The following is a 14,577-nucleotide window of genomic DNA, read 5'->3' as shown; positions in this document are numbered from 1 at the left end:
TTTACCTGTCTCAACAATATCATCAAAAGATGTATCTGGCGGGATCACAATTTTGCAACTTTGTTTTGCTTATCTATTAATACTATTTAAAAGATAAAATTATTCATACTTTTAGAATAGAGCAAAGATATGAGCGGGACTGAAAGTCTTTATGAAATGCGGAATGACTGCTTCTAAAAACTAATCGAAACGTATTGCTTTTACTGGTGAGATTTTGGTAATAATATAAGAGGGAATCAATAACACCAATAAACAAACGATTACAGTTCCGATATTTAATAATGCGATGTGAAGTAAATTGATACTTACTGGCGCCTCGTTTACATAGTAGTTTTCGGGATTGAGTTGGATTACACCGAAGAATTTTTGAATTAACAATAAAGAAATTGCTATTAGATTTCCCCAAAACAATCCGCGGGCGATTAAATAAAAAGCGTTGTAGAGGAATATTTTTCTAACATTCCAATTGTTGGCACCCATGGCTTTTAGAATTCCAATCATTTGAGTGCGCTCTAAAATCAGTACTAATAATGCGACTACCATGTTGATGGTGGCAACAACAATCATTACGATTAGAATCACCAAAATGTTAAAATCAAACAATTTTAGCCATTCGAAAATGCTATAATATTTCTCTTCAATGGTGATACTATTATAAGTAGGTGGAATTTCTTTGTAGACTTCCTCTCCTTTTTCTTTGATTTTTGAGAAATCGTCTACAAAAACTTCGAACGCTCCGACTTCTGTTGGTTGCCATTTGTTGATGAGTTGCACGTGACGAATATCTCCTATAATATAAGTAGCGTCAAATTCTTGAAAACCTGAGTTGAAAATTCCGGTGATTAGAAAGTTTCTTTTGTTGGGAAGTTTTCCGTTTTCTTTCATGAAAAAGGTTAGAAACTTATCGCCTACTTTTAAATGCAGCCGTTTCGCTAAGTATTCCGAAATCAAAACTTCGGTATTTAATTCGGATTTTAGATTTGGGATTTTACCATCAACCAAATATTCTTCTAGATTGGTGAAATTATAATCTTTTCCGACACCTTTATATATGATGCCTTCGAACGCTTTTTCTGTACGAATGATTCCTGCTTTACTTGCCACGGCTTGCACATGACTGATTCCTTCTACATTTTTGAACTTAGGATAAAAACTTTGATTGATAGAAATCGGTTCAGTAGTGACCTGCGATTGATTATCATCGAAATTAGAAATAATAATGTGTCCGTTAAAAGCCGAAACTTTCTCACGAATTTTATCTTGAAGCCCAACACCAGTAGCCACCGCCATAATCATCATAATAATTCCAATGGCAATTGCCGTAATCGCAATTTTTATAATTGGCGAAGAAATACTACTTTTATAACTTTTAGCAGCAATTAGTCTTTTGGCTATGAAATATTCTAAATTCAAGGTTTTAAAAATTATAATTAAGGCAAATATACATAAAGTTTTTGCCACAGATTACACAGATTTACACAGATTAAAAATAGTTATGAAATACAATATATACCGATTTACAACATTAATTACCTTACTAATACTTTCTGTTTCGTGTGGAAGTAGCAAAAAGGCGATTCCGCAAATAAAACCGAACAATGATAATGTGACTTTGACTTCCACTTCAACAGATGTCACTTTTAAAACAGGTGCCGAAAACTTTGAAAGTTATTTGCCTTTATTAAAAGATAAACGCATAGGAATAGTTACGAATCAAACGGGAATTCTTTCAAAAGAAAAACATTTGGTTGATTTTTTAATCGAACAAAACATCAATCTTCAGAAAATTTATGCCCCTGAACACGGTTTTAGAGGAACAGCTGATGCTGGCGAATTAATTGTAGACGGAAAAGACACCAAAACAAATTTGCCAATTATTTCCCTTTACGGAAACAACAAAAAGCCAAAACCAGAGCAATTAGAAGGAATTGATATCTTGGTTTTTGATTTACAGGATGTCGGTGCGCGATTTTACACTTATATATCTTCGTTGCATTATGTGATGGAAGCTTGTGCGGAAAATAATATTCCGCTTTTAGTTTTAGACCGACCAAATCCGAACGGAACTATTATTGATGGTCCGATTTTAGAAAAAGAACATAAGAGTTTTGTTGGGATGCATGAAATTCCAGTTTTACACGGAATGACGATTGGCGAATATGCGAAAATGATTAACGGAGAAAAATGGTTAAATCCTTCGACAAGCTCAGGACAAGCTTTGCAATGCGATTTGAAAATAGCGCCTTGTTTGAACTATTCGCACGATATGAAATACAGCTTACCTGTGAAGCCTTCGCCAAATTTACCAAATGACCAATCGATTAATTTATATGCGAGTTTGTGCTTTTTTGAAGGTACGAATGTTAGTTTAGGTCGCGGAACAGAGAAACAATTCCAAATATATGGTTCGCCCTTTTTACCTGAAAGTGAGTTTGATTTTAGTTTTACTCCGAAACCAAATTTTGGCGCAAAAGATCCAGTTCATAATGGAAAAGTATGTTTTGGAGAAGATTTAACCGAAATTAGAAAAGTACACCGATTGGAATTAAAATGGTTATTGAAAGCCTACGAAAACACTTCGGACAAAACCGTTTTCTTCAATGATTTCTTTACCAAATTAGCCGGAACCAAAAAACTCCGTGAACAAATTGAAGCCGGAATGACCGAAAAAGAAATTAGAAAAACTTGGCAAGAAGGTTTGGAGCAGTTTAAAGAAGTGAGAGCGAAGTATTTGATTTATGAGTAAAAGAAAATAGAGAAAAGATGAAAGAGAAAAGACTTTTCTTTATAACTCAACTTTAATTTCTACATTTTGCTTTAGTAATTCATCTACAAAATGTTGTCTATCTTTTGGTGATATTACAATTGATTTTGAATTTCCATAACAAACTTCAATTCTATCCGTTAATGAAGATGCGGGAGCACTTAAAATGCTATCCGTTTTCTTTATTAAAGTTATACTTCCAATCGAAATATTTTTATTTACAATAAATCCTGAATGAACTTTTAGATTTCCATGAGTAATTACGTAATAGGTATCATAAAGTAAATACATAATTAAAGTAAAAACTGACAACATAATTGCAAATAAAATCAAATCTTTTTCTCTAACACTTATTATTATTGTAGGAATTGAAGTTACAACAAATAATATTGGTAATGCTATGTCTACTTTAGAAGGAAAAACCTTTTTCATATTACAAGGGTAATTTATTTTTCATTTTCTCCACAATATTATAAGCTGCTGGACAAATAGCAACGTTCTTCAACGTTAAATCAGAGATTTGTTGGAATTTCTTTCTATCGGTGTGTGGAAATTCTCGGCAAGCTTTTGGGCGAACATCATAGATGAAACATTTGTTGTCGCTGTCCAAAAACGTACACGGAACGCTTTTCAACACATAATCATTATCTTCATCAATGCGAAGATATTGGTCAATAAATTGTTGTGGTTTTTGACGAAAACTTTTCGAAATTCGTTCAATATCAGCCGAAGTAAATAATGGTCCAGTTGTTTTGCAACAATTGGCACACTCTAAACAATCCGTTTTTTTGAATTCGGCTTCGTGTAAATCTTGCATTACATAATCCAAATTCTTGGGTGTTTTCTTTTTTAGCTTGTCAAAATACTTTTTGGTTTCGTTATGCGTATCTTTGGCAAGTTTTCCGAGTTCGTTTAAATTTGGCTTTAGCATTTTATGAATTTTCTACTGCAAAGTTAAACAACTTTTAAACTCCTAAACCTTTAAACTTTTAAACTTTTTTATGAAAGACCTTTTCGGAAAAGCCATTTTAGACTATCAAACCAATAATTCTCCCGAAGATTTAATCACCGAAACTTCTATTTCGGAAGCTGATGAAATGAGCGTTGCCTATTTGTTTCGTGATTATAAAGACATGCCAAAATTGGAACAAAAAGCGTTACAATTAGCGAAAGGAAAAATCTTAGACGTTGGTTGCGGAGCAGGAAGTCATGCTTTGTATTTGCAAGAAAAAGGTTTTGATGTTACTGCAATAGATATTTCGAAAAACGCAATCAAAGCTTGTGAATTACGAGGTTTGAAAAACTGTAAAGTTTCGGATGTTTTAGATTTAGATACTTCAGAAAAATTTGATACCATTCTACTTTTAATGAACGGGACCGGGATTTTCGGAAAAATGAATCAGATTTCGAAATTTTTACAAAAATTAAAATCGCTTTTAAATGAAGGCGGACAAATTTTAATTGATAGTTCGGACTTGATTTATATGTATGATCAAGACGAAGATGGTGCTTACGAAGTCCCTGCAAATGGTTATTATGGTGAATTAACGTTTACTATTCAATATAAAGGAGAGACCGAAGATACTTTTGATTGGTTGTATTTAGATTACAACACCTTGCAAAATGCAGCATTTGCAAATGGCTTAGAATGCGAGTTGGTTATAGAAGGTAACCATTTTGATTACTTAGCGAAGCTTAGTAATCTTTAATTATAAACACATAGACACATAAGATTTTCTTTATGTAGAAAAGGCGTTTCACTTTACATAGCAATCAATAGAGAAACTTAAAACAGAAACACAGATTCAAGAAATTTTAAAAATTAATCTGATTTCTTAAATCTGTGTTCCGAAAAAAATGAATTTGAGATTTCCGTTATGGAATATTCAAATATTTATGTGTTTGTAAAGATACTCGCCATTTTGGATTATTCATAACGTAATCAACAATCAAAGGTGTCATTTCTTCTTTTTTACTCCATTCTGGTTGTAGAAATAAAATCGCATTTGGATTAACTTTTGCCGCTTGCTCTTCGGCAAAAATAAAATCGTGTTTGTTATAAATGATTACTTTCAATTCGTTTGCAATATCATAAGCGCTTTGAACTGGTAATTTGTTTTTCTTTGGTGACAAACAAAACCAATCCCAAGTTCCGGTTACTTCATAAGCACCCGATGTTTCGATATGAACTTTTAAATTTTGCTCTTTTAATTTTGAAGTAAGCAATTTCATATCCCAAGTTAAAGGCTCTCCACCAGTAACTACAACTGTATCGGCATATTTTTTTGCATTGGCAACAATAATATCAGTATTTGTTGGCGGATGCAATTCTGCATTCCAACTTTCTTTAACATCACACCAATGGCAACCTACATCACAACCGCCAATTCGTATAAAATAAGCAGCCGTTCCAGTATGATAACCTTCACCTTGAATAGTGTAAAACTCCTCCATTAAAGGCAACATTTCGCCTTTTTCAACCGCTAATTGAACTTCTTTCTGTAACATCTCAAATTAAAATAGTGGGCAAAGATACAACTTGGAAGTTAGAATTTAGAAATAAGAAGTCAGAATTTTGAAATTGTACTTGTCATTGTCCTTGAAATTTGATTGGATTTTAACTACATTTGAAATTCAAAATACATCAAAATGAGCAAAACAGAAGATTTTAGCAAACATATAAACGAAGGTTACGCTTGTAAAGGCGAATTCATCACATTAGGTGGCGGAATTTTAGATGGCGAAGCGATTCCAAATACCCACGTAAATATTCCATTAAAAACTTTAAACCGTCACGGATTAATTGCAGGAGCAACTGGAACTGGAAAAACCAAAACCATTCAAGTGCTTTCCGAACAATTATCGCAAAATGGAATACCTGTTTTGATGATGGATATTAAAGGAGATTTCTCGGGAATTGCTATGCCTGGCGAAGAAAAATCGTTTATCACTGAACGTCATGCTAAAATTTCAATTCCATACGAAACAAAAGGATTTCCTGTTGAATTGATGACGATTTCTGAACAAAACGGTGTTCGACTACGTGCAACTGTATCGGAATTTGGACCTGTTTTATTCTCAAGAATTTTAGATTTAAACGATACACAATCTGGAGTTGTCTCGGTAATTTTTAAATATTGCGATGATCATAGTTTACCATTATTGGATTTAAAAGATTTTAAAAAAGTATTGCAATACGCAACCGAAGAAGGAAAAGCAGAGTTTGAAGCCGAATACGGAAGAATTTCAACTAGTTCTACAGGCTCTATTTTAAGAAAAATCATCGAATTAGAACAACAAGGTGCGGAATTATTCTTTGGCGAAAAATCATTCGATATTCAAGATTTAATGCGAATTGACGAAAACGGAAATGGTTACGTTAACATCATGCGTTTGACCGATATTCAAGACAAACCGAAATTATTTTCGACTTTCATGTTGAGTTTGTTAGCCGAAATTTATAATACCATGCCCGAACAAGGCGATGCGGGACGACCAGAATTAGTAATTTTTATAGACGAAGCCCATTTGATTTTTGACGAAGCAAGTAAGGCTTTATTAAATCAAATTGAAACGATTGTGAAATTAATTCGTTCGAAAGGAATTGGAGTGTATTTTATTACCCAAAATCCGATGGATGTTCCAACAGGCGTTTTGGCACAATTAGGCTTGAAAATTCAGCATGCTTTGAGAGCTTTCACGGCAAATGACAGAAAAGCAATTAAAATGACTGCTGAAAATTATCCCGATACTGATTTTTATGAAACGGATGAAGTGTTAACTTCGTTAGGAATTGGAGAAGCTTTTGTAACCGCATTAAGCGAAAAAGGAACTCCGACACCACTAGTAGCTACCATGATGCGCGCACCAATGAGTAGAATGGATGTTTTAACAGAAAGTGAAATTGAAGCAAGTATCGCAAAATCGAAATTAGCGAAAAAATATAATGAGGTTGTAGACCGTGATAGTGCTTACGAAATGCTAAACAAAAAAATTGCTGAAGCGCAAGAAGTCGCAGCCGAGCAAGAAACCGAAAAACCAACCCGAAAAGCAAAAGAAGAACCAAGCACGGCTGAAGTAGTTGGAAAATCAATTACCAAAGTAGTTACAAGTGCAAGTTTCATTCGAGGTGCGTTTGGTTTATTAATGAAAATGTTCAAGAAATAATGAAAGGATTTATCACCATAGGATTACTCATACTTTCCAATGTTTTTATGACATTAGCTTGGTATGGTCATCTAAAATTCAAAGAATTAAAGTGGTTCGAAAACGCTGGATTAATAACAATTGTATTAATCAGTTGGGGATTGGCTTTATTTGAATATTTCTTTCAAGTTCCTGCGAATAAAATTGGTTATGAAGGCAACGGCGGTCCGTTTTCGTTAATGCAATTGAAAGTGATACAAGAAGTAATTACTTTGGTGATTTTTGTGATTTTCTCAATGGTTTTCTTTAAGAACGAAACTTTCAAATGGAATCACGCAGTAGGGTTTTGTTTTTTAGTATTGGCGGTTTATTTTATATTTAAGAAGTAACAAAATGAAAAAATATTTTATCCAAAAAGCACCATTCGTAGTTCCAACCACTGATGGAAAATTGATTGAAGAACATCACGGTTTGGCAACTACCAGCAATTCGGAGATTTCGATTGCGCATATGATTGCGCCACCAGGTTGGAGCGAACCTTTTCAAACTCCTGAATTTGATGAATACACTTATATTATCAAAGGAAAAAAGCAATTCATTATTGAAGATGAAGTGGTAGTCTTAGAAGCAGGTCAATCGATAAAAATTGAGAAAAATACACGTGTTCAATATTCCAATCCATTTGATGAACCGTGTGAATATTTGGCGATTTGTACGCCAGCGTTTAGTATGGACGCTGTAAATAGAGAAGAATAAAAAAAGAGGCAATTGCCTCTTTTCTATTTTAATAACTCTAAAATCTTATTTTCAACTTCTTCCGAATTCCAATTTTCTTGAATATTATCCATTTTCAAAACTTCTTGCATGATTTCATTTTGAAAATCGCCAATCGCCATAGCTTCAGAATAAGGCTGTAAACTAAAAGTTACTCTACTATATAACGGCATCCATTTTTCGGGATGTTTATCGGAAAACCATTTTTCGATTTTCTTTTGTAATAAGAAATTAGTATCAGCGGTTTTTGCACTCATTTCTTCAAAATTTCTTCTCGAAAGTTCGGCAATCGCATCAGCATTTGGCTTTCTTGAAATTTCGTATGCTTTAAAAATTCGATCCCAATCATCACCATATTGTTGCATTAATTCATTCAGAATCGTGATATCTTCAAAACCTGCATTCATTCCGTGACCGTAGAAAGGTACAATCGCATGCGCTGAATCGCCAATTAAAGCAATTTTATCGTTAAATGTCCAAGGGAAACATTTCATAATCGCCAAATAACTGTTTGGATTTCTGAAAAAATCACGCACTAAATCTGGAATTACATCTTTTGTATCTGGAAAATAAGTCGCAAAAAACGAAACTAGTTTTTCTTCATTGGTCAACGATTCAAACGAATTTTCGCCTTCAATCGGCATAAACAAAGTACAAGTAAATGAGTTGTCCAAATTAGCCAATCCCATCAACATGAAATTGCCTCTTGGCCAAATGTGCAACGAATGAATATCAATTTTTGGAGAACCATCCTCATTAGCAGGAATATGCAATTCTTTATAACCAATTTTCATGAACTCTTGCGAATAATCAAACATCGATTGACGTTGCATTCGGTGTCTAATTCTCGAAAAAGCACCATCGGCTCCGAAAACTTTGTCGTATTTTAACTCAGTCCACTCGCCTTGTTCGGATTCGCCTTCCCACAAAGTTGCGGTGGCTAAAGTTACATCCCAAATTTTACGTTCGAAGAAAAATTCTACACCTTCAGCTTCAGCCAAATCCACCATTTTTCTATTCAAAACGCCTCTTGATAGAGAAAAAATAGCTTCACCTTCTTTTCCGTAATATTGGTAATTCAGCTTTCCATCTTGTAAATGAATCGCTCTTTTATCTACTGGAATTCCGATTTTTCTAATTTCCTCATCTAAACCTACATCTTCCAATGCTTTCCAACCACGATTAGACATCACCAAATTAATGGAACGACCTGAAAACTCAACCGTTCTAATATCGGGACTTCTGTCGAAAACATGTACTGTATGTCCGGCTCTTTTTAAATAGATTGCCAATAAAGTTCCTACTAATCCAGAACCTACAACAGCAATTTTTTGTGGCGTTTGCATGAAGACTTTTGTAAAAATTTGGACTGCAAAAATACGGAATAATAAATTTCCAAGCCCGACTTTTATCAGATTTTTCACTTTTGTATTTAATTTTTGTTTAATTATTTTTATTTTTAGTTAAACAAAAGTATCTTTGAATAAAAATTGCTATGAGAAAGATTACAAAAGAAGATTTATCCCAAATGTCAAAAGTTCCCCGGTTAAACTTGGTGAATTGTGTTACGGGATACAAATCGGCTAATTTAATTGGAACAGTTTCAACGGAAGGTGTTTTAAATGTTGCGGTTTTCAGTAGTGTAACCCACTTAGGAAGCGAACCTGCTTTATTAGGATTTATACTTAGACCCACAACTGTTCCGCGTGACACTTATAAAAACTTAAAAGAATCAGGTTATTTTACAGTAAATCATATTACGGAAGAAATGATTGCCGACGCACATCATACATCTTCAAGTTATGATGAACACATTTCAGAATTCGACAAAACGAACTTAGAACCCGAATTTATTGACGACTTGAAAATCCCTTTTGTAAAAGGAAGTCCTGTACAATTACTTTGTAAATATGTGAACGAATACAAAATTGAAGAAAACGATTGTATTCATATTATCGCCTCGATTGAAACCATTTATGCGGATGACACGTTGTTTCACAACGACGAATGGATGCAATTAGACCGAGGAAATGTGGTTGCTATAAACGGTTTAGATGGATACGCAGTTCCAAAATTATCGGATAGATTTCATTATGCGCGACCAGATAAACCTTCAACTTCGATGTTATAATGGCTCATAAAAAAGGAAATCTTCCTGAAAAAATATGTAAAACCTGTCAACGCCCTTTTTCGTGGCGCAAAAAATGGGAGAAAAACTGGGAAGAAGTTATGTATTGTAGTGATAAATGTAGAATGAATAAAAACAAATAGCATGAACGGGTTAGTATGGTTTAGAAACGATTTACGCACGATTGACAATCATTCGTTGTACAATGCTTGTAGAGAAAATGAAAAAGTAATAGGTGTTTATTGTTTAGACCCGAGACATTTCGAAACAACTCAATACGGCTTTAAGAAAACAGAAAAATTTAGAACCCAATTTCTTCTGGAAACTTTAACCGAATTACAACAAAATTTAGCTGAGAAAAACATCTCATTATTAGTTTATTATGGTTATCCTGAACAATTAATTCCAGAAGTAGCGGCAAAATATCAAATCGATACGATTTATAGTCAAAATGAATGGACGCAGGAAGAAGTAGATGTAGAAAATGAAGTTCGAAATTTAATTCCAGCGGTGAATTGGAAAACGTATTACGACCAATTCTTATTTCATCCTGATGATGTTCCGTATGAAGATTGGGAGAAAATTCCTGAAGTTTTTACGGAATTCAGAAAACAATTAGAAAAGAAAATTCGAGTGAGACCAACCGTTGCCATTTCCGCAAAACCAATTTCGAATCTAATTGAAGAAAAAACTAATATTCCAACTTTGGAAGATTTAGGATTTGATGAGTTTAAGCAACCCAATAAAACGGCTTTTCCTTTTAAAGGTGGCGAATATCAAGCTAAAAAAAGAATCAAAGACTACTTTTGGGACACCAAAAAACTAGCGGTTTACAAGAAAACTCGTAATGGTTTAGTAGGAAAAGATTACAGTTCAAAACTTTCGGCTTGGTTGGCAAATGGAAGCATTTCGGCACGTATGATTTACTGGGAAGTACAACAATTTGAGAAAAAGGTTATCAAAAACGAAGATACGTATTGGTTGATTTTCGAGTTGATTTGGCGTGATTATTTCAAATACATTTCACTAAAACACGGCAACAAAATTTTCCAATTGAACGGTATTTTGCAAAAAGAATACCATTGGAATCAAAATACAAAAGCTTTCCATCAATGGTCAAATGGCACGACATCTGAACATTTCGTAAATGCCAACATGATTGAATTGCAAAAAACAGGTTGGATGAGCAATCGCGGCCGTCAAAATGTAGCGAGTTATTGGGCAAAAGAATGGGAACAAGATTGGCGGATTGGGGCGGCTTATTTTGAAAGTATGTTGATTGATTACGATGTGCACAGCAATTATGGAAATTGGATGTATAACGCAGGTGTTGGAAATGATCCAAGAGACAGAAAATTCAACATCAAACGTCAAGCGGAAATGTATGATGGCGATGGAAAATTTCAAAAAATGTGGTTAATTCCAGAATTATTTTAGATGAAAACACTTCGATTACTTTTGGGCGACCAACTCAATTCGGAACATTCTTGGTTTGATGAAGTCAATCCGGATGTAGTTTATGTAATGGCAGAAATGCGTCAGGAAACGGATTATGTGAAACATCACATTCAAAAAGTAGTGGCGTTTTTTCTTTCGATGCGAAATTTTTCGGAAGTATTGGTTAATAAAGGTCATCAAGTAGTTTATTATAAAATTTCGGATGCCAATAATTCACATAATTTAGAACAATTGATTTTGGATTTGGTAGAAAAGAATACAATCGAGCAATTTGAATACCAATTTCCTGATGAATATCGTTTGGATGAACAACTGAAATCCATTTGCGAAAAACTTACCATTCCAACAAAAGCAGTTGATTCTGAACATTTTTATACTTCCAGAAATGAATTAGCCGATTTTTTTAAAGGGAAAAAGCAACTTTTGATGGAAAGTTTCTATCGCATGATGCGAAAAAAACACGATGTTTTGATGGTCGGCGATCAACCGCTAAACGGAAAATGGAATTTTGACCACAACAACCGCAATCAATATAAAAACGAAGTTCCGATTCCGTTTCCTTTGGAATTTCCTAAAAATGTAAGTGAACTTATTGCAGAAATTGAAGCGCAAAACATCACTACTTTTGGAAGTATTGATGCTGAAAATTTCAATTGGCCGACATCAAGAAACGAAAGTTTGCAATTGATTGATTATTTCTGTGAGCATTTGTTAGCACATTTTGGAACATATCAAGATTCGTTGTTTTCTGGACATAAATTTCTGTTTCACTCGCGTTTGTCTTTTGCGATGAATTCCAAAATGATAAGTCCGAAAGAAGTGGTGGATGCTGTGGTTTCGTATTATTATCAAAATCAAGAAACGATTGAATTGGCGCAAGTAGAAGGTTTTGTGCGACAAATTATTGGTTGGCGTGAATATGTCAGAGGAATTTATTGGAAAGAAATGCCCGATTATGCCCAAATGAACGCCTTAGAAAACTACAATCCACTACCTGAATTCTTTTGGACCGGAAAAACCAAAATGAAATGCATGCAACATTCGATTTCTCAAAGTTTATCGGAAGCCTACGCACATCATATTCAGCGATTGATGGTCATTGGTAATTTTTCTTTGCTGGCACAACTACATCCCGACGAAGTTGACGCTTGGTATTTAGGCGTTTACATCGATGCGATTGAATGGGTAGAAATGCCTAATACACGTGGAATGAGTCAATATGCGGATGGCGGCATTGTGGCAACCAAACCTTATGTTTCTTCGGGAAGTTATATTAATAAAATGAGCAATTATTGTGGCAGTTGTCATTACAACGTAAAAGAGAAATTGGGCGAAAAAGCATGTCCGTTTAATAGTTTGTATTGGCATTTTTTAGATGAGAAAAAACAGCACTTTGCCAACAATCAAAGAATGAGCATGATGTTAGCCTTACTCAGAATAATGAAACCTGAAGAATTAGTAGCAACGAAAGAAAAAGCGATTTCGATTTTGGAGGATATCAATAACTTATAAAAAAACCGAAGCAATGCTTCGGTTTAAACCTGTATATGTCCCCAATTTTCACCCCATTTTATGCGGTAAATTTGCATTTCGGAAACGTTAAATTCTTTAGCGGTTTTTCTAACGCTGAACTTTTCACCTTGTCGCTTCATTTTTAACTTTATTCGCATTACTTGAGTAGAGGTTAATTTTCTACCATCGCGTTTAATGTTATCTTCTTGAAACTTTTTAAATGCCGCTTTTACAGCTGGACTTTTATGACCGTGTGCGCGCATCTCATTGTAAGTTGCCCATTTTAAATTGTACAACTGATTGTTCATTTTATCATAATCAAGATGCAAAACATATTCTTGGTCTTCACTTTCTCTTGGAATAAAAAGCTCCGCCACCATTTTATGAATGGCATGAGAATAATAACTTTTTTTCCCGTTAACCGATCTCACATAACGTAAAAATAGAAAACCTTCTGTAGGAGCACCTTTTAGAATTTTACCGTTTTCAATTATATCGGTAAAACTTTTAAGTCTACCATAATTAGAAACAGCATATCTAACCTTACCGGGAACTTCAATTGGATATTCTCTCCATTGTTCAATTACAAAATGACTCATTTTTTTGTCTTTAAATAAATTAAGGGGCGAACTATTTAAGACTTTCGTCTGATTTAATGCAAGATATAAATTATTTGTTAAACTTGATTTTATTTCCAACATTCATTTTCTGTGATTTTGCGAAAGCACCACACATGTGGAATAACATTCTTGCTCCAACATTCCCATCCCAATCGTCATCACCTGGAGCTACTTCTACTAAATCAAATCCGATAATTTCTTTATTTGTTTCAGCTAAACGACTGAACAAATAAGCAGCTTGCTCAAATGAAAATCCACCCGGAACTGGAGTTCCTGTATTTGGACAATACCAAGGATACATTCCGTCAATATCAAACGAAATACAAACTTTTTCTGGTAACGAAGCGATAATTTGGTCGCATTGTTGTTGCCACGTTTTACCTTCGAAAGCTTCTTGTTTTAAATCGCTATCGGTGTGGACTAAAACTCTGTCTTTCAAAGCCACTTCCACTTCTTGCTCACAAAAATCGCGAATTCCTACTTGAACAATTTTTGAAACTTGAGGAATTTGTAACGTATTATACATGATAGAAGCGTGCGAATATGTGAATCCTTCATAAGCGATTCGTAAATCCATATGCGCATCTAAATGCAAGATTCCGAAGTTATCGTATTTGGTTGCTAAAGCTTGGTAATACCCTAGCGGTGTTGAATGGTCTCCACCTAAAAGCACTACTTTTTTACCTTTGTTCATCCAATTTAGCGTTTGCTCGCGAACGGCTTCAACCATATCAGAACATGCATAATTGATTTCCTCTAAATCTTTCATTAATGAAGGATGATGGTCTAAAATCATTCCGCTTTCTAAAGCTTTGATAATTGGAGCAGCTTGTTTTTTGAACTTTTTAGATTTCTTTTTTAACTCTTTAGCGGGTTTGTCTATATAAATTCCTAATTTCCATAATTCAGGAAATTCTTGATGATTCAAATCTACTTGAAAAGAAGCGTCTAAAACCGCATCTGGACCTTTAGAAGCTCCAGAACCATAACTCACTGTAACTTCCCAAGGCACTGGAATTACAATAATTTCACTTTGCTCTGCCGAAAAAGGCAAACCAAAAATAGTAGCATCTGCCAACCCTGGTTGGGATGGATCAAAGTTTTCTAAAATTTGTTCTTTGGTCATGATTTCATGTAATTCGGTTATACTGTACAAAGATAGTTTATTTAACAAA

General features: G+C 34.3%; 16 protein-coding genes. 9 read left to right on the top strand and 7 right to left on the bottom strand.

From position 1 onward, the window contains the following. Positions 1 to 180: 180 nt before the first annotated feature. Positions 181 to 1,413 (bottom strand): ABC transporter permease, encoded by a 1,233-nt coding sequence (locus tag ACE3PD_RS08225; protein ID WP_374401352.1) that lies wholly within the window; start codon positions 1,411 to 1,413, stop codon positions 181 to 183. A gap of 82 nt (positions 1,414 to 1,495) precedes the next feature. On the opposite strand from ACE3PD_RS08225, the gene ACE3PD_RS08220 reads away from it, so the two are divergent. Further along, complete coding sequence (locus tag ACE3PD_RS08220) at positions 1,496 to 2,746, top strand: exo-beta-N-acetylmuramidase NamZ domain-containing protein (protein WP_374401350.1); 1,251 nt, start codon at positions 1,496 to 1,498, stop codon at positions 2,744 to 2,746. Positions 2,747 to 2,785: 39 nt separating this feature from the next. Here ACE3PD_RS08220 and ACE3PD_RS08215 read toward each other — a convergent pair whose 3' ends face one another. Both ACE3PD_RS08215 and ACE3PD_RS08210 read right to left on the bottom strand, forming a co-directional pair. Next, complete coding sequence (locus ACE3PD_RS08215; RefSeq protein WP_374401348.1) at positions 2,786 to 3,196, bottom strand: PH domain-containing protein; 411 nt, start codon at positions 3,194 to 3,196, stop codon at positions 2,786 to 2,788. A 1-nt stretch (position 3,197) separates the two neighbouring features. Further along, positions 3,198 to 3,695, bottom strand: a complete 498-nt coding sequence (locus tag ACE3PD_RS08210; RefSeq protein ID WP_374401346.1) for a YkgJ family cysteine cluster protein — start codon at positions 3,693 to 3,695, stop codon at positions 3,198 to 3,200. Between the two features lie 70 nt (positions 3,696 to 3,765). Between ACE3PD_RS08210 and ACE3PD_RS08205 the strand changes: the two genes are divergently transcribed. Next, positions 3,766 to 4,473 (top strand): class I SAM-dependent methyltransferase, encoded by a 708-nt coding sequence (locus ACE3PD_RS08205; protein WP_374401344.1) that lies wholly within the window; start codon positions 3,766 to 3,768, stop codon positions 4,471 to 4,473. Positions 4,474 to 4,639: 166 nt separating this feature from the next. On the opposite strand, the gene ACE3PD_RS08200 is transcribed toward ACE3PD_RS08205, so the two are convergent. Further along, complete coding sequence (locus ACE3PD_RS08200; protein ID WP_374401342.1) at positions 4,640 to 5,272, bottom strand: 7-carboxy-7-deazaguanine synthase QueE; 633 nt, start codon at positions 5,270 to 5,272, stop codon at positions 4,640 to 4,642. 141 nt (positions 5,273 to 5,413) lie between these two features. Here ACE3PD_RS08200 and ACE3PD_RS08195 point away from each other — a divergent pair, with 141 nt between their 5' ends. The 3 genes from ACE3PD_RS08195 to ACE3PD_RS08185 are packed head-to-tail and all read left to right on the top strand — an operon-like array spanning position 5,414 to position 7,666. Next, the gene (locus tag ACE3PD_RS08195) at positions 5,414 to 6,931 is read left to right on the top strand and encodes a helicase HerA-like domain-containing protein (protein WP_374401340.1); all 1,518 of its coding nucleotides are present in this window, start codon (positions 5,414 to 5,416) and stop codon (positions 6,929 to 6,931) included. Next, positions 6,931 to 7,299, top strand: a complete 369-nt coding sequence (locus ACE3PD_RS08190; protein WP_111567301.1) for a DMT family protein — start codon at positions 6,931 to 6,933, stop codon at positions 7,297 to 7,299. Before ACE3PD_RS08195 ends, ACE3PD_RS08190 begins: the two co-directional genes overlap by 1 nt. Before the next feature lie 4 nt (positions 7,300 to 7,303). Beyond that, a complete protein-coding gene (locus ACE3PD_RS08185; RefSeq protein ID WP_374401338.1) occupies positions 7,304 to 7,666 on the top strand; it encodes a cupin domain-containing protein in 363 nt (120 codons plus the stop codon). Between the two features lie 23 nt (positions 7,667 to 7,689). Here ACE3PD_RS08185 and ACE3PD_RS08180 read toward each other — a convergent pair whose 3' ends face one another. Next, positions 7,690 to 9,030 carry an FAD-dependent oxidoreductase gene (locus ACE3PD_RS08180; protein ID WP_374401336.1) on the bottom strand — a complete coding sequence of 447 codons (1,341 nt, stop codon included), beginning with the start codon at positions 9,028 to 9,030 and terminating at the stop codon, positions 7,690 to 7,692. A gap of 149 nt (positions 9,031 to 9,179) precedes the next feature. Here ACE3PD_RS08180 and ACE3PD_RS08175 point away from each other — a divergent pair, with 149 nt between their 5' ends. From ACE3PD_RS08175 to ACE3PD_RS08160, 4 genes are read left to right on the top strand one after another with little or no spacing between them, the layout of a single operon-like run. Continuing rightward, the gene (locus ACE3PD_RS08175) at positions 9,180 to 9,815 is read left to right on the top strand and encodes a flavin reductase family protein (RefSeq protein ID WP_374401334.1); all 636 of its coding nucleotides are present in this window, start codon (positions 9,180 to 9,182) and stop codon (positions 9,813 to 9,815) included. Beyond that, positions 9,815 to 9,955 (top strand): DUF2256 domain-containing protein, encoded by a 141-nt coding sequence (locus tag ACE3PD_RS08170; protein WP_374401332.1) that lies wholly within the window; start codon positions 9,815 to 9,817, stop codon positions 9,953 to 9,955. Before ACE3PD_RS08175 ends, ACE3PD_RS08170 begins: the two co-directional genes overlap by 1 nt. Before the next feature lies 1 nt (position 9,956). Continuing rightward, positions 9,957 to 11,249, top strand: a complete 1,293-nt coding sequence (locus ACE3PD_RS08165; protein WP_374401329.1) for a DASH family cryptochrome — start codon at positions 9,957 to 9,959, stop codon at positions 11,247 to 11,249. Beyond that, the gene (locus ACE3PD_RS08160) at positions 11,250 to 12,782 is read left to right on the top strand and encodes a cryptochrome/photolyase family protein (RefSeq protein ID WP_374401327.1); all 1,533 of its coding nucleotides are present in this window, start codon (positions 11,250 to 11,252) and stop codon (positions 12,780 to 12,782) included. It abuts the gene before it with no gap. Positions 12,783 to 12,805: 23 nt separating this feature from the next. On the opposite strand, the gene ACE3PD_RS08155 is transcribed toward ACE3PD_RS08160, so the two are convergent. Continuing rightward, positions 12,806 to 13,381, bottom strand: coding sequence for an NUMOD4 domain-containing protein (locus tag ACE3PD_RS08155; RefSeq protein ID WP_374401325.1), 576 nt, complete (start codon positions 13,379 to 13,381; stop codon positions 12,806 to 12,808). 70 nt (positions 13,382 to 13,451) lie between these two features. After that, positions 13,452 to 14,528, bottom strand: a complete 1,077-nt coding sequence (locus tag ACE3PD_RS08150; protein ID WP_291283909.1) for an agmatinase family protein — start codon at positions 14,526 to 14,528, stop codon at positions 13,452 to 13,454. Positions 14,529 to 14,577: the final 49 nt, after the last annotated feature.

Source organism: Flavobacterium sp. (assembly GCF_041911335.1).
GTDB lineage: Bacteria > Bacteroidota > Bacteroidia > Flavobacteriales > Flavobacteriaceae > Flavobacterium.
The sequence above is the reverse complement of the archived record's forward strand: the minus strand, read 5'-3'. Positions and strand labels throughout refer to the sequence as shown.